The organism is Catellatospora sp. NPDC049133, from assembly GCF_040648455.1.
GTDB lineage: Bacteria > Actinomycetota > Actinomycetes > Mycobacteriales > Micromonosporaceae > Catellatospora > Catellatospora aurea.
Window position 1 is genome coordinate 9,684 of the sequence record NZ_JBEZDT010000030.1, and the last position, 25,472, is coordinate 35,155.

Consider the following 25,472-nt stretch of genomic DNA (forward strand, 5'->3'; position numbering starts at 1 on the left):
GACTCGGTCAGCCTCTCCCTGACCGCCGTGACACTCGTCGCCGTCAGCGGCGTCGCCTGCGCCGCGGGCCGCCAGTGGGGCCTGTACCCTTCTTGAACCACGCTGATCGCGCTCGCAGGCGTGCTCACCGCTAAACCATGTCCATCTCCTCGACGGTGCCCGTCCACCAGGCGTCCGGGGCGAGCGCGGCCTCGTCGACCAGGCGCAGGTGCGCCCGCACCGTCTCGACCTCGGCGAGCAGCACCTGCCGCCCCGGATCACTCGCGACGAGCCTCGCGTAGCGCTCCATCGCGCAGAGGAACTCCAGGAACGCGGCCACGTCGCGATTGACGTAGTAGCCGCTGTCGAGTTCCTCCTGGCCGTTCACGAACGGATTGACCACCGCGCCGGTGTCCAGGTCGACACAGATGTCGCACTGCTCGTAGGCGCCCACACCCAAGCGTGCGAACCGCGAGCCGCTCGACGACGTCAGCATCTCGAGCTCACGGGCGACGAAGATCGCTCCCGACCCGACCTCCCGCGGCATCCCGATCCGAAGGACGGCTTCGTCTCCTGGTGACATGCCGAGTTCCGAGAGAGCCGGCGGAGAGAAGTGCAGCAACTCGTAGTCGGCCCACAAGGAGCGCACTCTCTCCGCCAACTCGTTCGGTGTGGTCATCCCGTTTATCATCCGTACTTCTGCGCTAGGTATTTAGCCTTCTCAGCCTTGCCGCGGAGCCGCGAAGCCTGGTCATCGTACTCCCAAGCCCAGGTGACTTTCGCCTCAGTGAAAGTGTCGTTCACAAACCTGTTGCATCCCGCCTTGACCGTGGGAGTGGAGCAGGGCTGGAATTCGGTGTAGATCCGTGTCACCTGGTTCGGTTTGACCCCCTGCTTCTCGAGTTGCGCCCAGATCAGGCGCTCGGCGTGAATGGGCCAGTCGCTGAACATCATCGTGGTCCGCTTCTTGCCCTTCGCATCGATGTACTCGAAGACCGCCCCGTTCTTGCCCGACATCGGGTCGGCGAGCTTCCCGCGGCCGCCCTGCACCATGCGGGCGAGGTCGCTACCGTCGGGGGCGATCTTGCCGATCAGCTTCTTTTCCTTGGCCAACCGTGCGAGCCGCTGGAACCACCGCACGAGCACACCGGGAACGACGAGGCCGACACCCGACATTGCGATGTTGGTGTCTGCCTGGATCGCCTCCTCCACCTCTGCCGCGGCCTTCTCGTTGCCTTCGGAGCGGTAGAGCGCGGCATCCGCGTTCATCGCGAGCGAGTCGACCACGGGGACACCGCTGTACACGGTGAGCCAGGTGTGACCCATGTCGTCGTGGCCGGTCTCGCGTTTGTTGCGGAAGTTGATGCACTCGGCGGTACCACAGGTCAGGTCGAGATACGGGCTCTTGTCGTCGATCTCGCCGAGGCGCCGGAAGAAGTTGGCCACCGGGTCCCACCAGTCGTTGCCGGTGGGATCGCTGAAGGTGACCGGGCTGTTGTTCCCGTAGACGTAGCCATGCAGCGTCTGCGGGTGGTACGGATCCATCAGCAGGTCGATCGACACGAACCTGCCGGTCGAGGGATCGTATTCACGGGCACCCAGATGCACCAGCCCGGTGGGGTCTTCCGTGCCCCCCACAAAGCCCTTCGTGTCCGGCCAGGCGGACGGCGGGGTGCCGCGCGTGCCACCGTAGGGCGTGGTGCGTCGCCAGGTGATCGCACCCGTGACCGCATTGATGGTGCACGAGGCAGTCCCGTGGTGGTCGGCAGCCGTGAAGTGCACCCCGGTGCTGTTCCGGACCGCGACGATCTGCCCGCCGAACCCGTAGTAGCGGGTGCCGGTGACGGTGCTGCCACTTGCCGCGAGATCCATTCCGGGCAGGAACAGCGTAGTGCCACCACCCGCGTCCTTACGGGCGATGCGGTTGCCGTCAGCGTCGTAGATGTACGTGGTGGCCTGGCCGCCGGCAGGCGCGCTCGTCGCCAGGTGTCCCTCAGCATCCCAGGCCAGGTTCTGCGAACCCGCGCCGGTGGCGCAGTTGTTCGAGGCGGCCGCAGCCGGGCGGCAGACCGTGTTGCCCGACGAGTCGTACTCGTAGGCGTAGGTCTTGGCGCCACCGGGCCCCGCCTCGCTGACCGAACGCAGCAGATGCGGCCCGGGTTCGCCCGCGTCGGCATAGTGGTAATCGCGTTCGGTGTCGGTGCCACCGGAAAGCGCGTGGACGGTCTCGGTCTCACGGTTGCCGACCGCGTCGAACGTCCACGACTGGCGGTAGGGAGCCGGCCCGCCGACCCCTGTCTCGTCCGCCCCGTCGGCACACGTCTTGGTGGTGCTGGCATGGCTCCACGCCTCGGTCAGCCGGCGCAGATGGTCATGTTCGAAACACTGGACGTCGGTCCCACCCGGCGTGGTCGCCCCGTCGGCGATCGAGAGCACGTTGCCGGCGGCGTCGTAGTGGTAGCGGGCGTCCATGTCGATGGTCGCCACGCCCTGTCGGTCGACCCTTGACCGCACCAGGCGCCCCGTACCCCGCTCATACTCGTACGTCAGCCAGGCCTTCTTGTTCGCCCCGCCGGTGAACAGCTCAGCCTGGCGCAACTCGCCGAGGTCACCGTGCAGGGTCGAGGTGACGTAGCTGCTCGTTCCGGAGAGGCCGATCGCCCGCTGGAGGCCGTCATAGCTGGTGACGACCGCCTCGGCGAGCAGGCCCCCGGCGGCCGGGAATCCGGTCGACTGCACGGTGCCGTCGGTGTTGTAGGCGGTGGTGAACTGGTAACTCTTGCCGAGCGCGGTTCCCACGCCGGCGGCCGGGAAGCTGTAATTGACCTTCAGAGGCCGGTACAGCTTGTCGCGCATCGCGTAGATGGTGTAGTAGCTCTGCCCGTCCACCAGGCGCTGGCTGTAGTGCAACTGGCCCTTGTTGCCGGCGAGGCTGTCGTAGACCCACGCGGCCAGCTTGGTGCCGGAGCCGATCTGGCCCTGCCACATCTCGGTCTTGCGGTTGAGCTCGTCGTACTTGTAGGAGAGCGTGTTGCCACGTTCGTCGGTGGCGGAGCCCACATTTCCGATCGCATCGTAGGTGTAGTGCGTGTCCCCGCTGTCCGGGTCCTCGATCCACTCCTTGAGGCCGCGCTGGTTGTAGTGGTAGGTCCACTTGTTGCCGGACGGATCGGTGACCGTCTCCAACTGGCCGCTCGGCGTGTAGGTGTAGTGCGTGACGTCGGCCGGACCGGAAGGGCTGTCGCCGTGGTACTGGCGCAGTTCGGTGACCTGGCCCCGGGCACCGCTGACCGTAGTGGTGGCGATCCCGCCCGCGGGCGGATCCACATGGACGCGGTCGCCTTCGTACGTCGTCGAGGTGGACCACCGCGCGTCACCGGCGACGGAGAACGTCTCGACGATCTGCCGACCGGCTTGGTCATAGGTGAAGGTGGTCTGCCCATTGACCGAGCCTTCCGCAGTCACGATCGGGATGTCCCCTGGCGTTCCGGTGGCGAGGTAGCCCTTGTTCGTCTTGTACGCCTGACCGATGCCGTTGTAGAAGGTGTCGGCCAGCAGCCACCCGCCCGACCCCGGAGCCTGCGTCTGACGGGGCCGCAGCATGCCATCGAAGAGCTCGTAGGTGGGGCGGTAGGAGCCGTCGTTCCTGAGCGTCTCAGTCTTGATCACGCTCGGCTTGTCGTTGCGCACGGTATAGGTGAACTTCATGCTCGGCGCAGCGCCCTGCGCCTTGCTCCGGTCCGCACGCCAGACCTCGGCCAACCGGCCGAACGCGTCATAAGCGAGATCGCTGCGGTTGAGGTTCACGTCCTCGATCACCGTCGGCACCCCGTACGCGGGATCCTGGGTGGTCGTGGTGACATGGCTGAAAGGCGCCGGGCTGGTGACGGTGGTCTGGGTCGTGAGGCCGTCGGTCTCGACGAACGCCGTGGTGGTCGCGTGTCCACCCGCGTCCTTCACCGTCGTTGCGCGGCCGTAGCCGTCCTGCGTGGTCGTCTCCGAGGTGACCAGGTAGCGCGTGTCGGTGCCGTCGTACCGGTCAAGGGACTCGCTGCGGGTGCGGATGCCCTTCACGGGGGGTTCGCCGTACGCCTTCAGGTCGAAGCTGGTACGCGCGTCCGCCACGAGCTGCGTGTTCAGGTCAGGTGTGAGCCCACACCCGACCGAAACGGTCCGGGTTCGTGACACATACATGTACATGTAGGTGTCCGGGTTGTCCGCGTACCATGTCTGCACGCACTTGTCGTCCCCCGACGTCGCCACGTCGCCCAGGTCCTCCACCTGGAGCACGCGCCCCCAGGCGGTGTCGAAGCTGGTGACTGTCTTGACCTCGCGCCAGACGTCGTTGCCCTGCGCGTCATCCGGCATGGAGATCAGGTTGCGCACCACGTCGACGCGGACATACGCCGACTGCCGGCTTCCCCAGTCCTCGGTCTGCGTCCGGGTGATGTGTCGCCACGGCTGGTTGATCGTCTTCTTGATGACGTCGGATCCGTTGTAGACGATCGTCTCAAGCTCGTGGCCAGACCACTGGTCGTGATCGGTGTAGCTCGCACCGGTCGAGTCCGTGCGGTTGACCACCGGAGTGCTGCCGTTGGCCTGCTTGCCGCCCGAGAGTCCGCGCAGGAAGAAGTGGTCGGTCCGGGCGGGCATGCTCTGCCCGTTGCCGGAACGCACGGTCACCTGCTTGTAGCCGCGCCAGTCGGACCAGGTGAGATCCTCAGCCTTGCCGATGCCGTCCGGCTCGTCCTTGCGCCAGCCCGCGTCGCCGACATACTCGTACGCGGCGACCATGTCGTCGTTTCCACCGACGAGGTCATCCTCGACCACACTCGCCACGACGTACTTGTGGAACCAGTCGGTGACCTCGTCCTCGTCGTCGCCGCCGAGAGGATTCCAGATCACTGGGAAGCAGCGCCTGTCGGAGTTGCCGGGAGTGGGCAGGTTGTCCTTGCTGCAGTCGGCGGGCGCGTAGTTGACCGAGATCTGCGCACCGCTGTCGGTCTTGACAGTGGCCAGCCGATAGCGGATCAGCGGCCCGAGGTTGTCGCCGGTCTTGACGATGCGGTTGGGCAGTTGGATGCCCTCCAGTTCGGTGGCCGGCAGCGTGATGTCCGGATCGCCCCAGTGGCCGGTGTTAGTGATCTTCTTCAGCCACAGCGTGCGCGAATTGTCATCGTTGACCTTGAACTCGTGCTCCAGTGCCCAAGACTCGACCGGCGACCAGCCTACGCCCTGCCGGATCTGCGTCTCGATCTTCGTGAGCCGCTTGCGGGTAAAGAACGTCGCCGCCGACTGCGTCCACTCGCAGTGGGTGTTCGCCGCGCAGATCAGGTCCTCTGGCACGTCCGGCCAAGAAGCGGCCGTGTCCTCGTCCAAGTCGCCGGGATCGCAGTCGACACTGCCGCCCGGGATGCACCGCTCGGCGGCGTGGAAGACCACCCGGGCCGGCGCGCTGGTGCTGTAGACCTGCTGGTCGCGTTGCCCGTAGTCGATGCGGGCGAGCCAGCCGCCCCGGTGGTACGCCGTCCCGTCGACGTCCGTCTTCCCACTGCGCGCGTAGTGGTTGGTTTCCGCGTCGTAGAAGTAGGAGACCACGTTGCCGCGCGGGTCGACCACGTAGTCAAGGTTCCAGCGCCATGCCTGGTTGCACCACGAGTCAGCGAAGCCGCCGCTGTCATGGCACGGCTCGCCGGAGTCGTCGCCGAACACCGGCACCGTCCATACCGACTCGGTCACCTCTTTGCCGGTGCTCCAGCCCGGCAGCCGGTTCTTGCCGAAGTAGTACTGAGTGCCGTCGGTGGTGGTGACCCGCCAGTGCTCCCCGTCGTTGTCACCGTTGCTCGCACCGGTCAGCCGCTCGATCTTGGAACCGTCGTCGTCCGACAGTCGCCACAGGTTGTCGGTGACCTTCACCAGCGTGCCGGAACGGCCCGACAGCATCATGGTCGCGTTCTGGAACGCCCAGCACTTCTCAGCCGAGTCCTCGTGCCCGTCATCGTCGCAGGACTTGTACTGGCGCTCGATGTAGCCGGGCTCGTAGGAGAAGCCCTCACCGAGCCACGACCCCTGGTTGTTCGTGGCGGCGGTGCGCCCGTCGACGGTCTGCGAGGAGTACGACAGCGCGATACGCGGGCCGAGCCCGCCCGGAGTTCCGGGGGTGCGGATCGGATAGGTCCAGGTGAACGCGCCCGAGGACAGCGACGTCGACCAGGACGACGACGGGGCGAGTTTGGTGGCCTTGAAATCTCCCTGCACCGACGCCTCGCCGGCCATCATGGTGAACGCCATCGCACCGGACTCGGCCGCTGCGGCGTCGACCTCGGCCGACAGGGTCTGCGCACCGCTGTCGTTGATCGTGGCCAGCGGTCGCCCGGTGCGACACTCCGGCTTGTCCGGTGCCGTCAGGGCACAGGCAGGCAGAGCCACCAGCCGGAGCCGCGCACCCCAGTCACCGCCGCGGGCATGCGCGAACCGGCCGTAGCCGATCCGAACATTCACCTTCCGCGCGTTCGGCTCGCCATCCGTGCGGTACACCTTGAAGACCGGGGCATCCACCGCGAGAGCCTGCGACACCGCCTGCCGGAGCACCTTGACGCGCACTTTCCGCGGGGCGTCGGCGGCATGCCCCTCTGCGCCCCGCGCGATGTCGAACGGCAGGCCGCCGACTTCCTGCAGGGAGGTGTCCACCGACATCGCGTCGACGTCGGCCGTGCCTCCGGCAGGCCACACGACGGAGTCCGGCTTACGCATGGTCTTGTCGGCCGACGGATCACGCTTCGGGATCTCCGCGGCCCTTCCCGCACCCTTGGCCGGCCCGGCCGGCCTCTCCACCGCAGGTGCACCGTGGTTCTGTCCGGCCTCGGCCGGCACGTAGGCCAACGTCACCAACAACAGCGCCGACAAAGCCACAGCCACCGTACGTACGGCCCGATGCCGGGCTGATTGGGAACGCTCACCGGTACCACTCATCATCAACACCACCAGGTCGAGCTGACACGAATGCCGCGAAGACGGATATGCCCCCAGCCCCTGCGGCAAGCGCATGGGAGTCGAGACATCGACAATGCTTGGTCGTGGAGGCTAGACCACGGTGATGCGGCCCGCTGTCCCGTCGACAGGGCACCCCTCGGCGCGGCGGGTGCGCGCCCGGCAACCACCTCGACGAGAGACGCCTGTTCACTACGCCGATCGCGTGCCGACTGCGGTATGGCGCGCCAGCCACGCCGCCGCACGGAAAGCCAGCGGTATGGTCTAACTCACAGCGCGGGACTCACAGCGCGAGGGAGCCAGCCGACGCGAAGGCCCAGGTGCAATCACCTGGGCCTTCGCGGTGCCGAAGCGCGGTCAGCAGGCCGACGGGCCCGCGTCGGCCATCGGGCGGGAGGCGTACACGATGTCGCCGTGCCCGGCCCAGATCACCACGCCCGCGCGGTGCGCCCGGGCCCGCTCGGCGGCGGCGAGCAGGTTGCCGACCCGGAACCGGAGGTAGTCCTCCGACCGCCCCGCGGCGGCCGCCACGTCGGCCAGGTGCTTTCCGATGAGCTCGCAGTCGGCGACCATCTCGTCGAGCCGCCCGAAGTCGACCCACACGTCCCCCTGGGCCAGCCCGACCACCACCGTCGCGCCCAGGGCGCGCACCGCGGGCGAGCCCCAGAGGGTGTGCCGGGTGTCGTCGTGCCCGACGAGGTCGGATTCCTCCGGCGGGGTGGTCAGGATGACGAGGTTGCCGGAATCGTTGCGCAGATAGACGTCGACCGAGATGCTCACCAGCGCAGCAGACCACACCCGTGGCCTGCGCTCCAATCACGACTCACGCCATAGAGCGACGTCCGTACGGCCCGCCGTATCTGTCCAGACGGTCCATTCCGGAGGCGGTCAGGCGTTGCAGAGACGGCGGTGGGCGTTCTCGTCGGCGGCGGCGCTGCAGCGGTAGGGCGAGCCGAGGATCCGGCGCAGGTGCTCGGTGAGCGGGATCAGTTCGATGACCCCGGGGGCGAACACCCGCACCCGGTATCCGTCGCCGACGCGGGGCAGGCCTTCGAGGCTGTCCGGCACGACCGTCGCGCCGTCGTCGCCGGTGTAGCGGAAGCCCGTGTAGACCAGGTGGGGAGCCCCCGGGCTCAGGTCCACCTTGAGCGTCGCGGTCGCCGTGCAGCGGACGGGGACGTCGATGCCGCGGCACGGGCCGAGGTCGATGCGCTCGGTGGCCTTGCCGTCGGGCTCGATGGTCAGCTCGGCGCCGTGCACCCGCCAGGTGCCGACATACGGCGCGAGCCCGGGGATGATCGCGGCGGGTGTCGAGGCGGGCGTGCCGCTCGGCGTCACCGGCGCGGCGAGCTGCGGCTCTGCCACGACGACGGTGCCGACGCCGGTGGGACCCACACCCGCGGTGGGGTCGGCGAGCAGCCCGCGGCCGAGGACCACACCGCCGCCGAGCAGCAGCACGCCGAGCGCCGCGGCCAGCGGATACCGCAGTCCCACCCCGCCCTCCCCACGATCGGACGAACTCCCCCGGGTCAATCCACCCTAGTTCCGACCGATTCGTGGCATCCGACAAACGCAAAGATCGCCGTTTCCGGTCCGGATCCACGGTCGAAGCGCAGATCCTGACCCGAAACGGCGATCTTCATCCGGCAGCCGCCCGAGCGGGCGGTCTCAGCCGGGGACGTGTCGCGAGGTGGGACGGGGTTCGGTCAGCGGACGCCGCGCAGGAAGTTCCAGGCGTCGATGACCCATTCGATGGTTCGCAGGTACTGCACACCGGCGACGACCAGGAAGAGGCCGGTCACGGCGTGCGACAGCCAGGCGCTGCGCCGGGTCCGCCCCATGAGCTTCTCCAGCACCACGCCGCCGACGAGCCGGGACAGCGCGAACAGGCCGACCGCCACCACGAACACCAGGAACAGGGCCAGGGTGGCCGAGGCGTGGTCGCTGTCGCCGCCCGCCGAGGCGGCCCACAGGCCCCAGGAGACCAGCAGGAAGATCGCTCCGGCGACGCTCCACCGGCCGCCCGCCTTCAGCTGCCGCATGCGTACGGCGAACGGCACGTCCGGGCGCTTGAGGTGGCCGGACGTGACGATCTGGCCCGGCGCGAGCGTCGGCTCGAAGGAGACCGTCTGCTCCACCTGGCGCTGGGCGGGCACCGCTGCCACACCCGTCTTGAAGTCCTTCTGGCCCGGACCGGGCTGCTGGGTCTGCAACGCCTCGGTCGGGATCTCCTGCGTGCGGTCGAAGCGCAGTTCCTGCGTCGGATCGGTCCCCTCAGTCACGCCCGACATGCTAGCCGCCCGACACGACACCGCCAGCCGAGTATCGCGGCCGGCCGAGTTCACCCGATAGCCTGACGGGATGCAGGAATACGAGCGCCGGAGGCACCGTGGCCGCTCCGACGACGATGACGACCACGACCTCGAGCGGGGCCTGCGCGGCCTGATCGGGCCCGGTGCGTCGCAGATCAGCCTGTCGGCGGCGCTGCGGGCGCGGGACGCCGCCCGGCCCACGGCAGAAGACCTGGCCCGCGCCGAGGCCGAGCTGGAGATCGTCCGCCGTGGTTGGGTGCCGCGCGATCCGCTGCGCTGACCCCGCCGGAATCGCCCCGAAACAGTCGGGAATCCGTCAGTTGGGCAGCGGGGGCAGCTCGCCGGTCTTCTCGTACACCGCGACCTCCTCGATGCGCCGGGCGTGCCGCTCGGCCTGCGAGAACGGGGTGCTGAGAAACGCCTCCACGATCGCGGTGGCCTCCTCCAGCGAGTGCTGGCGCGCGCCGATGCCGACGACGTTGGCGTCGTTGTGCTGGCGGGACAGGGTGGCCGTGTCGATGTTCCAGGCCAGCGCGGCGCGTACGCCCGCGATCTTGTTGGCGGCGATCTGCTCGCCGTTGCCGGAACCGCCGATCACCACACCGAGGCTGCCCGGGTCGGTGACGACGCGGTGCCCGGCGTGCAGGCAGAACGAGGGGTAGTCGTCCTCGGCGTCGTAGGCGTGCGCGCCGACGTCGACCACGTCGTATCCCTTGGCCTGCAGCTCGGTGACCAGGTGGGCCTTCAGTTCGAAACCGGCGTGGTCCGCCGCGAGGTAAACGCGCATGGTCAAAGTCTGCCAGCCGGACCCGCCGGCCGCGCAGCGGACCCGCTCACCGCCGAGCGGGGCGCGGTCCTCACCAAGGTCCTTCGACTTGCCAGGCAGGTGGGCGAATGCGGCTTCAAGATACGCACACGTGCCCGGCAAGTCGGACGATCATGGCGCGGCCGGGCCGACGACCCGCATTGCCCGCCCGCCGTACGCGCTCCCGCCCGGCGTCCCGTCAGCGCTGCTCAGCGTGGGTGGCGCGTTAAGAAGGGCACCTTCTACATCGCGGAGCGATGTGAAGGTGCCCTTCCTTTCGTCAGAGCTGGGTTACGACGAGGCCGGCGCGGGCCTTGGGGGTGAACCAGGTGCTCTTGCGGGGCATCTTCTGGCGGGCCAGGTTGACCTCGACGAAGTCGTCGACGGTGACCGGAGCGATGAGCACGGCGAGGGCGGCGCGGCCGGCGTCGACCTCGCCGGTCAGCCAGGACGCCGGGTAGTCGCCGCCGACGTAGGTGATGCGCTTGTCGCCGGGCTCCAGGTCCAGGGCCTCGCCGAACAGGACGCGCTCGACCAGGGCGTGGTCGATGTTGTCGACGACGGAGCCGGCGGGGTCGCGGGGCAGGGTGACCGCGTAGGAGCGGCCTGCCGCGTAGAGGTGGATCACGCCGCCGGTGGCGGGCACGTCCGGGGTGCCCTCGGCGACCTGCGCGCCCGCCTTCTCCAGGCGGGTCAGCAGCTCCTCGACGGTGACGTCGAGCTTGTGCACCAGGCGGTTGTAGGGCTGGATCGCCACCGAGGCGGGCGTGGTCACCACGGCCAGGAAACGGGTGAAGCCGCCGGTCTGCGCGGCCAGGCTGCGGTGGTTGCCGTCGGCCACGACCAGGTCGCCGCCGCCGGCCAAAGCGACCAGCGCGTCCGCCTGCGGGCCCGCGGGCAGCGGCCAGATCGCGTGGGTACGCCCCGACGGGTCCACGTCGGTCGCGGCCGGCTCGCCCGCTCCGGCGACCGCGTCGGCCAGCGCCGCGTGCAGCTCGTCGCCGCGGCCGGTCTGCAGCAGCAGCACCGGCGACAGCAGGTGGCCCAGCGCCTGGGCCAGCGCCACCCGCTCGCGCACCTTCTCCAGGAAGACGTCCTCGTTGCGGATCACCAGGCCGGGCTCGTCGGCGCTGGTGGAAATCTGGTCGGTGTCGACCATGCACCAGAGGCCGTACGCGGCCGAGCCGTCGGGGGCGGTGATCGCGTAGAGCACCACCACGTCCCGCGCGGAGCGGTAGGCCCCCGCGTCCTTGGCCTCGGCCAGCCGCGCCACCGCGTCGGGCAGCGCGTCGGCGAAGGACTTGCCCAGGCTGTCCGGGGCCCGGTGCGGCATCTCGACGGCGAGCGCGCTACGCGGGTTGGCGGTGATGATCTCGGTGATCTCGGCGTCGTCGGCGAACTCGTCGTAGTTCTGCGCGCCGGTGGCTCCCGTGGTGAGCCAGGCCGTGTGGATCGGGTGTACGACTGTCACGGCTGCTCACGCTACCGCCGTCCACCCGCTGGGACGGCGTGGCCCCGTGGGGCCACGCCGTGGCAGGCGAGGTCAGCGGCCGATCATGAACCCGGCCGGCGAGGCCCCGACCAGCACCGGCTCGGCGAGGAACGCCGCGATCTCGGCGGGCAGATCCGGCTGCCAGGTCGCCCACCTGCTCTCCTCGACCGTGAAGCACGAGGTGCCCAGGCTGTCCGTGACGGCCTGGGCGGGTGCGTCCAGGCGCCAGGGGTCCGCGGCGACGTCCGCCATGTCTGTTCTCCCGACTCGTCGGTGAAGCGGTGATGTGGTCCACTTCACCAACGAGCGGGTGGGCGGAAAAGGTCGCCCCGGCGCGGTCGGCCGGTCGGCCGGACCTCAGTCGAAGATCGGACCGAGGTCGCGGCTGCGCTTGAGCTCGTAGAAGCCGGGGATGCCCGCGACCAGCAGCACGCCGTCCCACAGCTGCCCCGCGGCGTCGCCCTTCGGAGCCGGGGTCACGACCGGGCCGAAGAAGGCGATGCGCTCGTCGTTCGGGCCGGGCGCGTGGATCACCGGGGTGCCGACGTCGGTGCCGACCGGCTTCATGCCCGCGTTGTGGCTCTCGACGAGCAGGTCGTCGTGCACCGTCTCGGTCGCGGCCGCGGCCAGCGCGGGGTCGAGCCCGGCGTCGGTCAGGGCGGCGGCGTACAGCTCCGGGCCCAGCTCCTGCTTGCCGAGGTGGATCCGGGTGCCCAGGGCCGTGTAGAGGTCGCGCAGCACGTGGTCGCCGTACTTGCGGGCGGCCGCGATGCACACGCGCACCGGGCCCCAGCCCTTGGCCATCAGGTCCTGGTACTGCTCGGGCAGGTCACGGCCCTGGTTGAGCACGGACAGGCTCATCACGTGGAAGTCCACCTTCACCGGGCGGACCTTCTCGACCTCCAGCAGCCAGCGGGAGGTCATCCAGGCCCACGGGCAGATCGGGTCGAACCACATGCCGACCGAGGAGGGGGATTCGCTTACAGGGGTCATGTGGTGAATCATGACGCGGCGGTTTCACTCCGGCGCGTGACCTTAGCCACGCCTCTGGGACACAATGTGAAACAGTTACTTCGCGCCCTCACCCGGGACGTGATGAAAGACTGCTCTGGGCAGCGCCACTGCCCCCCATGCTGCTCACGACCGCAGCCGACAGGAGTTAACACGCCGTGACCGGTACGCGCAATCTCTCCCAGACCGAGGCCGCCGACAGGGCCCGGCTGCTGGACGTCAACTCGTACGACATCTCGCTGGACCTCACCGACGGGGCCGGCAACCCCGGCGACGGCACCTTCCGCAGCGTGACCACGGTGAAGTTCACCGCCACGCAACCGGGTGCGGGCACCTTCATCGAGGTCGCCGCGAGCAAGGTCCTGCGCGCCGAGCTGAACGGCGCCGCGCTGGACACCAGCGCCTGGACCGCCGAGACCGGCCTGGTGCTGCCGCAGCTCGCCGAGCAGAACACGCTCGTCGTCGAGGCCGACTTCCCGTTCTCGCAGCAGGGGCAGGGCCTGCACCGCGCGGTCGACCCCGCGGACAAGGAGGTCTACCTCTACAGCCAGTTCGAGACCGCCGACGCCCAGAAGGTCTTCGCCTGCTTCGACCAGCCCGACCTGAAGTCTGTCTACACCTGGCACGCCGTGGTGCCCAAGCACTGGAAGGTCGTCTCCAACGCGCCGATCGACTCGGTCACCACCGAGGGCTTCGGCAAGACGGTCCACTTCGAGCAGTCGGCTCGCATGTCGACGTACGTGACCGCGCTGTGCGCCGGGCCGTACCACGAGGTGCGCACCACGCACGACGGCATCGACATGGGCGTCTACTGCCGCGCCTCGATGGCCGAGCACCTGGAGGCCGACGAGCTGTTCGAGATCACCAAGCAGGGCTTCGACTTCTTCCAGGCGCAGTTCGGCGTGCGCTACCCGCTGCCCAAGTACGACCAGCTGTGGGTGCCCGAGTTCAACGCGGGCGCGATGGAGAACTTCGGCTGCGTCACCCACGCCGACGCGTCGTACATCTTCCGCAGCGAGGTCACCGACTTCGAGCGCGAGCAGCGCGCCAACACGATCCTGCACGAGCTGGCCCACATGTGGTTCGGTGACCTGGTCACCATGCGCTGGTGGGACGACCTGTGGCTGAACGAGTCGTTCGCCGAGTGGGCGTCGCACTGGTGCAACGCCGAGGCGACCCGCTTCTCCGACGCCTGGACCACGTTCCTGTCGCTGCGCAAGAACTGGGGCTACGGCCAGGACCAGCTGTCCAGCACGCACCCGGTCTACTGCGACATGCCCGACGTGGACGCGGTCGAGGTCAACTTCGACGGCATCACGTACGCCAAGGGCGCCAGCGTGATCAAGCAGCTCGTGGCGTACGTCGGCATCGACGCGTTCGTCACCGGCCTGCGCTCCTACTTCAAGCAGCACGCCTGGGGCAACGCCACCTTCGGCGACCTGCTCTCGGCGCTGGAGGCCGCCTCCGGCCGCGAGCTGCGTGACTTCGCCGCCGCGTGGCTGGAGACCGCCCAGGTCAACACGCTGCGGCCGGTCGTGGAGATCGCCAAGGACGGCACGTACCGGCAGGTGACCGTGGTGCAGACCGCGCCGGAGAGCCACCCGACGCTGCGCCCGCACCACCTCGCCGTCGGCCTGTACGACCTCGTGGACGGCAGCCTGGTGCGCCGCGAGCGGATCGAGACCGACGTCGCGGGCGCGGAGACGGTGCTCACCGAGCTGGCCGGCCGCAAGGCCGCCGACGTGCTGCTGCTCAACGACGACGACCTCACCTACACCAAGCTGCGCCTCGACGAGCGTTCGCTGGCCACGGTGGTCGGCAACCTGAGCGGCTTCGACTCGTCGCTGGCCCGCGCGCTGTGCTGGGCCGCCGCGTGGGACATGGTCCGCGATGCGGAGATGCCCGCCCGCGACTACGTCGCGCTGGTCACCAACGCCCTGCCCGGCGAGCGCGACATCAACCTGGTCACCGCCACGCTGCGCCAGGTCCAGCTGGTGCTCACCCAGTACGCCGACCCGGCCTGGGCGCCGGCGGGCTGGGCGAAGCTGGCCGACACCGCCAAGGCGGCGCTGGCCGTCGCCGAGCCCGGCAGCGGCTTCCAGCTCGCCTGGTCGCGGGCCTTCATCAGCGCCGCCCGGGGCAGCGCCGACCTGGCCGTGCTGCAGGGCTGGCTGACCGGCACCGGGGTGCCCGAGGGCATCACCATCGCCGGTGAGCTGCGCTGGCAGCTGGTGCAGTGCCTGGTCGCCAACGGCGGCGTCGAGCCGGCGGTCATCCAGGCCGAGCACGACGCCGACCGCACCGCGTCCGGCGACATCGGAGCGGCGCTCGCGTACGCGCTGATCCCGACGCCGGAGAACAAGGCCGCCGTGTGGACGGAGCTGACGGGCCCGACGGCGCTGCCCAACTGGCGCAACCGGGCGCTGATCCAGGGCTTCCAGCACCCGGCCCAGGCGGAGCTGACCGCTCCGTACACGCCGCGGTTCTTCGCCGAGGTCGCGGGCGTGTGGGCGGCCCGGGACAGCGAGCCGGCGCAGGAGTTCGTGGTGCTGGCCTACCCGGTGCTCGACGTGTCGCAGCAGACCGTCGCCGCGGCGCAGGCGTGGCTGGCGGAGCAGGGCCACCCGGCCCCGCTGCGCCGCCTCATGGCCGAGGGCAACGACCGGGTGCTGCGCGCCCTGAAGGCCCGCGCCAAGGACGCCGCCTCGTCCTGAGCAGGTATGCGAGAAGGGCCGGACGCGTAGCGTCCGGCCCTTCTCGCATGAACGTCAGGTCACAGGTTGTGCTTGCCCGCCAGCCCGGTGAGCTGGGCCAGACCGCTGACGAGGCCGCCGGCCAGGTCGCCCCCGCCGAACGAGGCCGCCATGGACAGCGCGGCCAGCTTGCAGTCGCGGTCCGACAGGCGCTTGCGGGCCTGCGAACCGGTCACGATCTCCAGCTGGCGCCGGGCCGGGTCGACGGCGATGAGCACCGACTCCGCCGGGTGGGCCAGCCGGGCGTGCAGCCGCTCGGCTCCCTCGCGCATCGGCTCCTCGACCTCGCCGACGTACGTGCTGAAGGTCAGGCCGGAGTTCTCGTCGGCCTTGCGCAGCGCGTCGTCGAGCCGCAGCAGCTGACGGGTCGTGAACGGCCCGTCGAGCACCGCCGCGCTGGACACGGCGTAGTGGTCACCAGCGGTCACTTGCGCCTCCTGTCACGTCCACGACCGGCGCGACGTCGCCGGCCGCGGTCAGCTCCGCGCGTGCGGCGGCGTCCAGTGCCGCATGCTGCGCCTCCGGTCCGTCCGATTCGGGCCGGGCGAGGAACCACACCGGCGCGAACTCGTACGGCCGGCCGGGCCGGTACCGCTTGGCGTTGCGGCCGCCGGCCGCATAGACCAGTGCAAAGATGATCCCGATCACCGCGAGCGGGATGCCCGCGTAGATCAGCAGATCGGATAGATCTGGCGTGGACACCGTGAAGCCCCCCGGCTCAGTCCGAATGAACGTCTCAACGCTAGCGGAGCGGACGCGGCCACCTGCTCAGGGGTGGTCGCGTGCCGCCTCAGTCACCCAGCCGCGACAGCTCGGCGAGCACCGTGGGCCAGGCCGCCGACAGCGGGTCGATGACCGCGAAGTGCGCCGCGCCGGGCACCGCCACGAGCCTGCTGCCAGGCTGCCCGACGGCGTACGACTCGGCCACGGTGATCGGCACGATCTCGTCCGACACGCCGTGGACCAGCACCGTCGGCCCCGGCGGGGCGGGCAGCCGAGCCGGGTCGAGATCCTCGCGGGCCGATGCGTCCGCACCCAGGAAATCGACGACCGCGCCGCCGTCGAGCTCCAGCCGCTGCGCCAGCCGCAGGTCCGCCACCGGCGCCAGGGCCAGCGTACCGGCCTGCCGCGGCGCGGGGGCGGCGATCGCCGCCCACAGCACCAGGTGACCGCCGGCCGAGTGCCCGACGGTGATCACCCGTCCGTCGTGTCCGCCCAGCTCACCGGGCACGACGGCGAGTGCCTCGGTGACGTCGCGCACAGTCGCGTCCGGGTCGCCGGGCACGCGGCGGTACTCGACGGACGCCACCGTCCAGCCCGCGTCGCGGATCGCGGCCGCCATCGGGTGAGTGTGGGCACGGTCATACTCGGGCCGCCAGAAACCGCCGTGCACGATCACGACCAGCGGCCGGACCGCAGCGCGGGCGTCACCGGACCAGACGTCGGCGACGTGCTCGGGCTGCGGGCCGTAGCGCAGGGCGAGGTCCGGCGCGGCCGCCTCCCTGGTGAGCACCGACCGGTCCTCGCTCATGCCTCCTCCTCGCTGCGCTCGTCGTCGGCGAAGCCGCGCCGACTGATTCGCTCGCTCATTCCCGCCCCAAGAACGCCAGGGCGTTGCCGCCCAGCAGCTTGGCGCGCTGGGTGTCGGTGAGGAAGTCGGACTTGCGCACCACCGCGCCGACCGGACGCTCGCCCAGGGGGTACGGGTAGTCGCTGCCCAGCAGCACCCGGTCCTCCCCCATCGTGTCGACGAGCAGCCGCAGCGCGGACGGGTCGAACACCACGGTGTCCACGGAGAAGCGGTGCGTGTAGTGGCTCGGCGGCAGCGCGGACTGGCCGCGTACCACGTCGCCGCGCCGGTGCCAGGCGTTGTCGGCCCGGCCCAGCCAGAACGGGAAGCTGCCGCCGCCGTGCGCGAAGCACAGCCGCAGCGACTCGGGGACCTGGTCGAAGACCCCGCCGAGGATCATCGACAGCACCGACAGGTGGGTCTCGGCGGGCATGCCGGTCAGCCAGCGGGCCATCCACCGGTCCAGGCGCGGCCCGGTCGGCATGTCCCACGGGTGCACGAACACCGGCGCACCGACCTGCGCGCAGTGCTGCAGGAACTGCACGATGCCGGCGTCGTCGAGGTCGCGGTCGCCGACGTGGTTGCCGATCTCGACCCCGGCGTGCCCGTTGGCCAGGCAGCGGTCCAGCTCCGCGCAGGCCAGGTCCGGGTCCTGCAACGGCACCTGGCAGAACGGCACCAGCCGGTCTCCCCCGTCCGCGCAGACCGTGAGCGCCAGGTCGTTGAAGATGCGGGCCACCTTCATCGCCTGGTCGGCGGGGCGCTCGTACGAGAAGAACACCGGCGTCGGCGAGACGACCTGGATGTCGACGCCGTCGTCGGCCATGTCGGACAGCCGGGTCGGCGCGTCCCAGCACTGCGCGCCGATCGGCCGGAACTCCGTCTCCCCGACCATGATCATCGCGGCGCGCTCGGAGTCCACCCGCAGCCAGGGCCAGCCGTCGCCGCCGCACGCGCTCGACAGCTCCGGCCAGCCCTGGGGCACGACGTGGGTGTGCACGTCGACGACGGGGGACATCAGCCCTTGCCCGGGTGCAGCGTGCCGCACTTGGCACAGGTGCGGGCCTGCTCGCTGTCGTAGAACGCGGTGAACACCGGCGGCAGGTCGGCGACGATGTCACGCACCTGCAGCTCCACCTCGTGCACGATCTCCTGGCAGTTCGGGCAGTACCAGCGGAACTTCTCCAGCGTGCCCTCCTCACGGACCCGCTCCATGACCAGGCCGATCGAGCCGGCCTCGCGCTGCGGCGAGTGCGGGGTGAGCCGGGGCAGCATCCACATGTGCCCCTCGGGCACCGTGATCGTCTGCGGGCCGTCCGGCGTCATCACGTTGATCCGCAGGGTGCCCTTGATCTGGTAGAAGAACTCCTCGTACGGGTCCACGTGGAAGTCGGTGCGCTGGTTCGGGCCGCCGACCACCATCACGATGAAGTCGTCGCCGGTCGGGAACATCTGCTTGTTGCCGACCGGCGGCTTGAGCAGGTGCTGGTTCTCCTCGATCCAGCCGGGGAAGCTCACCGGCTCGGAAATCTCCGTCACTTCGGTCCTCCTTTCGTCGCCCGCGGTAGCGGCCGCTCGATGTCATCCGGAGCGGAGCGGAGGATGGCATCGATCAAGGCCGCGGTAGCGGGCGAGCATCAACTGGGCAGCAGGGCGACAGCCTGGATCTCGATCAGCAGGTGCGGGTGCGGGAGCTGGTGCACCGCGACCGTGGTGCGGGTGGGTCCGGTGGCGTCGAAGAACTCGCCGTACACCTGGTTGTACCCCCCGAAGTCGTTCATGTTGACCAGATACGTGGTGACCTGGACGAGGTCGGACAGGTCCGCGCCGACCGAGCGCAGGATGTCGCCGATGTTCTCGATCACCGCGCGGGTCTGCTCGCGGATGTCGAGGCTGGTCGTGCCCATCTCGTCCACCGACGCGCCCGCGATGGTGTTGTCCGGCCGCCGGCTCGACGTCCCGCTCACGAACACGAACCCGCCCGCGACCTTCACATGCGGAAACCGCCCCCGCGGCGTCGCCTTGCCCGCGACCACCTTCGCCCCGCTCATGCCGCCGCCTTCAGGCAGGCGGTGCCGAGGCCCTCGACGACGGCGCGGACGTGAGCGCCTGGCGTCAGCGGGACGGCGGCGGTGGCGGCTCCGGCAAGGAAGACCCAGCCGGGTTCCAGGGCGACGCCGTAGCGGGCGGTCAGGGCGCGGCCCTCGGTGAGCGCGCGGCGCGGGTCGCCGAGGATCGCCGCGGTCGAGCCGGCCTGGACGACCTTGCCGTCGACCTCCAGCAGCACGCCGAGGTTGTCCACGCCCGCCGGGACCGGCTGCCACGCGCCGATCACGTACGCCGCACCGGAGGTGTTGTCGGCGACGACGTCGGCATGCGTGAACTGGAAGTCCGCGTACCGCGAGTCGATGATCTCCAGGGCCGGGGCGGCCGCGGCGATGCCGTTCTCGCCCAGCAGGAACGCGATCTCCGGCTCGACCCGCGGGTGGATGAACCCGTCCAGGCTGAGCTGCCCGCCGTCGGGCACGGCCATCGCGTCGGTGAGCCGTCCCCAGATCACCTCGTGCACGCCGACCTGCGCCATCTTGGCCCGGCTGGTCAGCCCCATCTTGATGCCGACCAGCCGCTGCCCCCGGTCGAGGCGGCGCGCGATCAGCGCCTCCTGGACCGCGTACGCGCCGTCGACGTCCAGCTCGTTGGCCAGCGTGAGCTGCGGAATCGCGGTGGCGTTGACCGCCGCGTCGTCCAGCAGCGCCGCCATCTCGGTGACGCTCACTTCGTTCCTTCCCCCGCCTGGACCAGGTCCAGGGCCACGTCCACAATCATGTCCTCCTGGCCGCCGACCATGCGGCGGCGGCCCAACTCGACCAGGATCGAGCGCACGTCCACGCCGTACTTCGCCGAGGCGCGCTCGGCGTGGCGCAGGAAGCTGGAGTAGACGCCGGCGTACCCCAGCGACAGGGTCTCCCGGTCGACCTGCACCGGCCGGTCCTGCAGCGGCCGCACCACGTCGTCGGCGGCGTCCATCAGCGCGAACACGTCGCAGCCGTGCTGCCAGCCCATCAGCTCGGCGGTGGCCACGAACACCTCCAGCGGGGCGTTGCCCGCGCCCGCGCCCATGCCGGCCAGGCTCGCGTCCACGCGCACCGGCACGCCGGGGCGGTCGCCGTGCTCGACGGCGACGACGCTGTTGGCGACGCCGAGCGACAGGTTGTGGTGGGCGTGGATACCGACCTGGGTGGTCTCGTCCAGCACCTGGCGGTAGGCGTCGACGCGCTCGGCGACGTCGCGCATGAGCAGGCGGCCGCCGGAGTCGGTGACGTAGACGCAGTGCGCGCCGTACGACTCCATGAGTTTGGCCTGTTTCGCGAGACCGGCCGGGTCGTTCATGTGCGACATCATCAGGAAGCCGGAGACGTCCATCCCGTTGTCCCTCGCCCAGCCGATGTGCTGGGCGGAGATGTCGGCCTCGGTGCAGTGCGTGGCGATGCGCACGCTGGTCACGCCGAGGTCGCGGGCGGCCTTCAGGTCGGCGATGGTGCCGATGCCGGGCAGCAGCAGCGTGGTCAGCTTCGACCGGGTCATCACCTCGGCGGCCGCGGCGATCCACTCGGCGTCGGTGGCCGCGCCGTGGCCGTAGTTGACGCTGGAGCCGGCCAGGCCGTCGCCGTGCGCGACCTCGATCGCGGCCACGCCCGCCGCGTCCAGCGCCGCGGCGATTCGCCGCACCTGGTCCACGGTGTACCGGTGCCCGATGGCGTGCATGCCGTCGCGCAGGGTCACGTCCTGTACGTAGATCTCGGTCATGCCACTGCCTCCGCGCGCTTGCTGACCAGCCGCTCCGCCGTACGCAGCGCCGCCGAGGTCATGATGTCCAGGTTCCCGGCGTACTCGGGCAGGTAATGCCCCGCCCCGGAGACCTCCAGGAACACCGAGACCTGCAGCGCGGGCTCGGCGAGCATCGGCACGCTCACCCGGTCGAACTGCACCTTCTGCTTGAGCCGGTAGCCGGGCACGTAACCCTGGACCTGCTTGACCATGTCCTCGATCGACGCCTCGATCGCGACCCGGTCGGCATCGGCGTCCGAGCACAGGCAGTACACCGTGTCGCGCATGAGCAGCGGCGGCTCGGCCGGGTTCAGCACGATGATCGCCTTGCCGCGTGCCGCGCCGCCGACGACCTCGATGGCCCGCGCCGTGGTCTCGGTGAACTCATCGATGTTGGCCCGGGTGCCGGGGCCCGCCGAGCGGGACGCGATGGACGCGACGATCTCCCCGTACGCCACCGGCGTCACCGCGTGCACCGCCGCGACGATCGGCACGGTGGCCTGCCCGCCGCAGGTCACCATGTTCACGTTCGGCTGGTCGAGGTGCTCGTCCAGGTTCACCGTCGGCACCACGTACGGCCCGATCGCCGCCGGGGTCAGGTCCACCACGACCTTGCCGTGCGCCCGCAGCACCTCGGCGTTGCGCCGGTGCGCCCCCGCCGACGTGGCGTCGAACACGACCTCCACCTCGACGAACTCCGGCATCGCCACCAGCCCGTCCACACCCTCGGCGGTCGTCGCCACCCCGAGCCGCGCAGCCCGCGCCAACCCGTCCGACTCCGGATCGATCCCGACCATCGCCACCATCCGCAGCGACTCGCTCAACCGCAACACCTTGATCATCAGATCGGTCCCGATGTTCCCCGACCCGATGACCGCCACCCCGGCCTTCACCGCACCCACCGCTCTTCCTGGTTGATCATGAACTTATGGCACGGGTCGGCGGCGTGTCGTGACCACAACTTCATGATCAACGGTCCTGCCTCGCTGTGCTGCGACCTGGGAGCCATGTGCCTCACCCGGCCAGGCCGGAGAAGCGGGTGCGGACGGAGCCTAGGCCGGAGATGCGGGCCTCGTAGGCGGCGCCGGGGGTCACCGGGACCATGGGGCCCAGGGCACCGGACAGGATCACGTCGCCGGCGCGCAGCGGGGTGCCGGACTGGGCCATGGTCTGGGCGAGCCAGGCGACGGCGTGCAGGGGGTGGCCGAGGCAGGCCGCGCCCGCGCCGACGGAGACCGGCTCGCCCTCGTGCTCCAGGACCATGCCGCACAGGCGCAGGTCCACGTCGGCCAGCGCGACCGGGCGGTTGCCGAGGACGAACATGGCGCTGGAGGCGTTGTCGGCGACCGTGTCCACGATGGAGATGTCCCAGTTCGCGATGCGCGAGCCGACGATCTCGATCGCGGGCAGCAGGTGGTCGGTCGCCCGGCTCACGTCGGCGACGGTCACCTGCTCGTACGGCAGGTCCCGGCCCAGCACGAAGGCGACCTCCGCCTCGACCTTGGGCTGCAGGATGCGGGTCACGTCGACCTCGGCCCCGTCGAAGGAGGCCATGTCGGCGAACAGCACCCCGAAGTCGGGCTGGTCGACGCCGAGCTGCCGCTGCACCGCCGGGTTGGTCAGGCCGATCTTCGCCCCGACGATGCGCCGCCCGGCGGCGACGGCCTGCTCGGTCATCGCCCGCTGCACGGCGTACGCCGTGGCCACGTCCCCGACCGGCAGCAGCCGCTCCCGCAGCGGGGCGATCGGCGTGCGCGTCTCCTGCGCCTCGCGCAGCAGCCGTACGGCCTCCTCGACGATCTCCATGCTCACCTCTCCGGTCGTGGCCGCGCCGGTCACGACAGGTCCACGCAGACGTTGGTCAGTTCCGAGTAGAAGGCCAGCGAGTGCACGCCGCCCTCGCGGCCCACCCCGGAGGCCTTCACCCCGCCGAACGGGGTGCGCAGGTCGCGCAGGAACCAGGTGTTCACCCAGACCAGCCCGGCGTCCAGCCGCGCCCCGGCCCGGTGCGCCCGGCCGACGTCGCGCGTCCACACCGTGCTCGCCAAGCCGTACGCGCTGTCGTTGGCCAGCGCGAACGCCTCGTCCTCGTCGTCGAACGGCATGAGGCTGCACACCGGCCCGAAGATCTCCTCGCGGTTGACCCGGGCGTCCTGGGCCAGCCCTGTGAGCACCGTCGGCTGCACATACGCGCCGCCGTCACGGGCGTCACCGAAGCCCGGCACCCCGCCCCCGGCCAGCACCGTCGCGCCCTCGGCGCGGGCGAGGTCGTAGTAGCCGAGCACCTTGTCCCGGTGCTGCCGCGAGATCAGCGGCATGTTCACCGTGGCCTCCTCGTGCGGCCAGCCGAACGCCAGCTCGGAGGCGGCCTTGGCGAGCCGGTCGGCGAACTCGTCGAAGACGGAGCGGTGCACGTACAGCCGCTCGGTGCACAGGCAGACCTGGCCGCCGTTGGTGAAGCTGGACCGCACCGAGCCGGCCACCGCCGCGTCCAGGTCGGCGTCCGGGAATACCAGCCCGGCGTTCTTGCCGCCCAGCTCGAACGAGACCGCCTTCACCCCGTCGGCCGCGGCGCGCATGATCGCGCTGCCGGTGGCCGACTCGCCGGTGAACGTGATCGCGTCCACGCCCGGGTGCCTGGTCAGGAACTCCCCCGCCGAGTCCGGGCCGAAGCCGTGGACCAGGTTGAACACGCCCTCGGGCACGCCCGCGGCGGCCATCACCTCGGCGAGCAGCGTCGCCGAGGACGGGGTCTCCTCCGACGGCTTCACGATCACCGCGTTGCCGCAGGCCAGGGCCGGAGCCAGCTTCCAGGTGAGCAGCAGCAGCGGCAGGTTCCAGGGCACGATGATCGCGACGACGCCGACGGGCTTGCGTACCGCGTAGTTCAGGGCGCGAGCGCCGGTCGCGGTCGTGGTCGTGAACGACTCGGTGGGCGCGGTCGCCACGATGTCGGCGAAGGCCCGGAAGTTGGCCGCGCCGCGCGGGATGTCGAGGGTACGCGCCTGCGAGATGCTCTTGCCGGTGTCCGCGACCTCGGCGGTTACCAGGTCGTCGAAGCGCCGTTCCAGCTCGTCGGCGACCCGGCGCAGCACCGCCGCGCGCTCGCCCTCGCTCATCCGCCCCCACGGCCCGTGCAGGGCCTTGCGGGCGGCGGCGACGGCGGCGTCCACGGTGGCCGCGTCCGCCTCGGCGACGTCGAAGATCTTCTCGCCGGTCACCGGCGACACCTTCGCGAAGGTCTTCGCGGTCGCGACGTACTCGCCGCCGACGAAGTTGCGCAGCAGCCCCGGCTCACCCGCCGGGCGGCCGGTCATGAGGATGGGATCCCAGTTCATCGGCCCGTGCCCTTCCGGAAAGCGAATGCGGCCAGCGCGCCCGCGGCCAGCACCGCCGCGCCCGCCGCCGCGGCGAGCAGCCGCTGCTGCCTGCGCACCCGCTGCTGGACCTGCGCGTACGGCGTGGTCGAGAACGACACCAGTTCGTAGCGTGACACGTACCGGCCGGGCAGCGCCCGCTCCAGCGCGTGCTCGACCTTCTTCTGCGCCTGGAACACCGGGGAGGCGACCTTGTCGCGCATCTCCACGAAGTTGTCCAGCGCCATCTGCGCGATCGCCTCGGTGTCGTCCCGTCGGCGGGACTCGAATGTCGGCAGCGCCCGGTCCCAGTCGTCGCCGGTCTCGTCGAGGATGCGGTCCAGCTCGACGACGTCCTCGAAGGCGCAGTTGGCGCCCTGGCCGTAGAACGGCACGATGGCGTGCGCGGCGTCGCCGAGCAGGCCGACCCGGCCGTACGCGTGCCACGGGCTGCACCGCACGGTGCCCAGCACGCCCACCGGGTTGTGCAGGTAGTCGTCGACCAGGTTCGGGGCCAGCTCGATCACGTCCGGATACACCCGCGCGAAGTGCTGCTCGATCGCGGCCTGGCTGCTCAGCGACGCGAACGCGTTGGTGCCGCCGGTCGGCCAGAACAGGGTGCAGGTGAAGGAGCGGTCCGGGTTCGGCAGCGCGATCATCATCGACGCGCCGCGCGGCCAGATGTGCAGCGCGCCCGGGTCCATCGCGAACTCGCCGTCGCGGGCCGGGATGGTCAGCTCCTTGTACCCGTGCTCCAGGAAGTCCAGGCTCTCGGTCAGGCCGGTGTGCGCGAGCAGCTGCCCGCGTACCGCCGAGCTGAAGCCGTCGGTGCCGATGACCACGTCGGCCTGCGCTTCCACCGCGCCGTGCGGGGTGTCGAAGCGCATCTCGCCGGTCTTCGGGTCCAGCCCGGTCAGGCGGTGGTCGAAGTGCGCGGTCACGCCCGGGAGCGCGGTGGCCGCCTCCAGCAGGGCGTTGTTCAGCGCGCCGCGGCTGATCGAGTTGATCGCCCGCTCGCCGTCGCTGCTGTACGGCTGGAAACCCGGCTCGCCCGCGACCGGGTGGATCATCCGGCCGCGCATCGGCAGCGCGTCGGCCATCACCGAGCGGTCCAGGCCGATGCGGCGCAGCGCGTCCAGGCCGCGCTCGGACAGCGCCAGGTTGATCGAGCGGCCGCGCTCGACCTTGCCGGTACGCGGGTCCGGGCGGCGCTCGTACATCGTCACCGCGTAGCCACGGCGGGCCAGATAGCAGGTCAGCAGGCTGCCCGCGAGCCCTGCCCCGACGACCGCGACGGTCTTGTCCCTGGTCATGCCTTCTCCTCGCTGCGCTCGTCGGCGGCATGACTGCCGGTTCGCATGATTCGCTCGCTGCGC

23 protein-coding genes are annotated in these 25,472 nt (G+C 70.4%); 2 read left to right on the forward strand and 21 right to left on the reverse strand.

All coding sequences use genetic code 11. The features are described from left to right. Positions 1 to 130 precede the first annotated feature (130 nt). From AB0B35_RS29520 to AB0B35_RS29540, 5 genes are all read right to left on the reverse strand, one after another. Positions 131 to 658 (reverse strand): SUKH-4 family immunity protein, encoded by a 528-nt coding sequence (locus AB0B35_RS29520; protein WP_361051311.1) that lies wholly within the window; start codon positions 656 to 658, stop codon positions 131 to 133. An 8-nt stretch (positions 659 to 666) separates the two neighbouring features. Further along, entirely contained in the window at positions 667 to 6,954 is a 6,288-nt protein-coding gene (locus tag AB0B35_RS29525) for a nucleic acid/nucleotide deaminase domain-containing protein (RefSeq protein WP_361051508.1), read from the reverse strand. Positions 6,955 to 7,326: 372 nt separating this feature from the next. Then, a complete protein-coding gene (locus AB0B35_RS29530) occupies positions 7,327 to 7,749 on the reverse strand; it encodes a hypothetical protein (RefSeq protein WP_361051314.1) in 423 nt (140 codons plus the stop codon). A 108-nt stretch (positions 7,750 to 7,857) separates the two neighbouring features. Beyond that, positions 7,858 to 8,463 (reverse strand): hypothetical protein, encoded by a 606-nt coding sequence (locus tag AB0B35_RS29535; RefSeq protein ID WP_361051316.1) that lies wholly within the window; start codon positions 8,461 to 8,463, stop codon positions 7,858 to 7,860. Between the two features lie 212 nt (positions 8,464 to 8,675). Beyond that, a complete protein-coding gene (locus AB0B35_RS29540; RefSeq protein ID WP_361051319.1) occupies positions 8,676 to 9,251 on the reverse strand; it encodes a hypothetical protein in 576 nt (191 codons plus the stop codon). Positions 9,252 to 9,330: 79 nt separating this feature from the next. Between AB0B35_RS29540 and AB0B35_RS29545 the strand changes: the two genes are divergently transcribed. Continuing rightward, positions 9,331 to 9,561: a hypothetical protein gene (locus AB0B35_RS29545; RefSeq protein ID WP_155389646.1), complete on the forward strand. Its 231-nt coding sequence runs from the start codon at positions 9,331 to 9,333 to the stop codon at positions 9,559 to 9,561. Positions 9,562 to 9,597: 36 nt separating this feature from the next. Here the strand turns inward: AB0B35_RS29545 and AB0B35_RS29550 are convergent, their stop codons facing one another. From AB0B35_RS29550 to AB0B35_RS29565, 4 genes are all read right to left on the reverse strand, one after another. Then, entirely contained in the window at positions 9,598 to 10,068 is a 471-nt protein-coding gene (locus AB0B35_RS29550; protein ID WP_360540219.1) for a ribose-5-phosphate isomerase, read from the reverse strand. Between the two features lie 298 nt (positions 10,069 to 10,366). Beyond that, the gene (locus tag AB0B35_RS29555; protein WP_361051322.1) at positions 10,367 to 11,557 is read right to left on the reverse strand and encodes a DUF1015 family protein; all 1,191 of its coding nucleotides are present in this window, start codon (positions 11,555 to 11,557) and stop codon (positions 10,367 to 10,369) included. 72 nt (positions 11,558 to 11,629) lie between these two features. Then, positions 11,630 to 11,830, reverse strand: coding sequence for a hypothetical protein (locus AB0B35_RS29560; RefSeq protein ID WP_360540215.1), 201 nt, complete (start codon positions 11,828 to 11,830; stop codon positions 11,630 to 11,632). A gap of 105 nt (positions 11,831 to 11,935) precedes the next feature. After that, entirely contained in the window at positions 11,936 to 12,571 is a 636-nt protein-coding gene (locus AB0B35_RS29565; protein ID WP_361051324.1) for a disulfide bond formation protein DsbA, read from the reverse strand. Between the two features lie 176 nt (positions 12,572 to 12,747). Between AB0B35_RS29565 and pepN the strand changes: the two genes are divergently transcribed. Then, entirely contained in the window at positions 12,748 to 15,303 is a 2,556-nt protein-coding gene (gene pepN, locus AB0B35_RS29570) for an aminopeptidase N (protein ID WP_361051327.1), read from the forward strand. Positions 15,304 to 15,362: 59 nt separating this feature from the next. Here the strand turns inward: pepN and AB0B35_RS29575 are convergent, their stop codons facing one another. From AB0B35_RS29575 to AB0B35_RS29630, 12 genes are all read right to left on the reverse strand, one after another. Beyond that, on the reverse strand, positions 15,363 to 15,770 hold the full coding sequence (locus AB0B35_RS29575) for a DUF5130 family protein (RefSeq protein WP_361051330.1): 408 nt from the start codon (positions 15,768 to 15,770) through the stop codon (positions 15,363 to 15,365). After that, positions 15,757 to 16,020, reverse strand: coding sequence for a hypothetical protein (locus AB0B35_RS29580; protein ID WP_361051511.1), 264 nt, complete (start codon positions 16,018 to 16,020; stop codon positions 15,757 to 15,759). The genes AB0B35_RS29575 and AB0B35_RS29580 overlap by 14 nt, the downstream gene beginning before the upstream one ends. A 112-nt stretch (positions 16,021 to 16,132) precedes the next feature. Next, positions 16,133 to 16,873 carry an alpha/beta hydrolase gene (locus tag AB0B35_RS29585; RefSeq protein ID WP_361051332.1) on the reverse strand — a complete coding sequence of 247 codons (741 nt, stop codon included), beginning with the start codon at positions 16,871 to 16,873 and terminating at the stop codon, positions 16,133 to 16,135. A gap of 55 nt (positions 16,874 to 16,928) precedes the next feature. After that, positions 16,929 to 17,933: an amidohydrolase family protein gene (locus AB0B35_RS29590; protein WP_361051513.1), complete on the reverse strand. Its 1,005-nt coding sequence runs from the start codon at positions 17,931 to 17,933 to the stop codon at positions 16,929 to 16,931. After that, a complete protein-coding gene (locus AB0B35_RS29595) occupies positions 17,930 to 18,451 on the reverse strand; it encodes a 3-hydroxyanthranilate 3,4-dioxygenase (protein ID WP_361051335.1) in 522 nt (173 codons plus the stop codon). The genes AB0B35_RS29590 and AB0B35_RS29595 overlap by 4 nt, the downstream gene beginning before the upstream one ends. Positions 18,452 to 18,549: 98 nt before the next feature. Next, positions 18,550 to 18,963, reverse strand: coding sequence for a RidA family protein (locus tag AB0B35_RS29600; RefSeq protein ID WP_361051338.1), 414 nt, complete (start codon positions 18,961 to 18,963; stop codon positions 18,550 to 18,552). Then, positions 18,960 to 19,673: a fumarylacetoacetate hydrolase family protein gene (locus AB0B35_RS29605; RefSeq protein WP_361051516.1), complete on the reverse strand. Its 714-nt coding sequence runs from the start codon at positions 19,671 to 19,673 to the stop codon at positions 18,960 to 18,962. Before AB0B35_RS29605 ends, AB0B35_RS29600 begins: the two co-directional genes overlap by 4 nt. A gap of 11 nt (positions 19,674 to 19,684) precedes the next feature. Then, entirely contained in the window at positions 19,685 to 20,719 is a 1,035-nt protein-coding gene (gene dmpG, locus AB0B35_RS29610; protein WP_361051341.1) for a 4-hydroxy-2-oxovalerate aldolase, read from the reverse strand. Further along, positions 20,716 to 21,633, reverse strand: coding sequence for an acetaldehyde dehydrogenase (acetylating) (locus AB0B35_RS29615; protein ID WP_361051519.1), 918 nt, complete (start codon positions 21,631 to 21,633; stop codon positions 20,716 to 20,718). The genes dmpG and AB0B35_RS29615 overlap by 4 nt, the downstream gene beginning before the upstream one ends. Positions 21,634 to 21,754: 121 nt before the next feature. After that, positions 21,755 to 22,546, reverse strand: a complete 792-nt coding sequence (locus AB0B35_RS29620) for a fumarylacetoacetate hydrolase family protein (RefSeq protein ID WP_361051522.1) — start codon at positions 22,544 to 22,546, stop codon at positions 21,755 to 21,757. Between the two features lie 29 nt (positions 22,547 to 22,575). Beyond that, positions 22,576 to 24,057: a 2-hydroxymuconic semialdehyde dehydrogenase gene (locus AB0B35_RS29625; RefSeq protein ID WP_361051524.1), complete on the reverse strand. Its 1,482-nt coding sequence runs from the start codon at positions 24,055 to 24,057 to the stop codon at positions 22,576 to 22,578. 17 nt (positions 24,058 to 24,074) lie between these two features. Beyond that, on the reverse strand, positions 24,075 to 25,409 hold the full coding sequence (locus AB0B35_RS29630) for an NAD(P)/FAD-dependent oxidoreductase (protein WP_361051344.1): 1,335 nt from the start codon (positions 25,407 to 25,409) through the stop codon (positions 24,075 to 24,077). Positions 25,410 to 25,472: the final 63 nt, after the last annotated feature.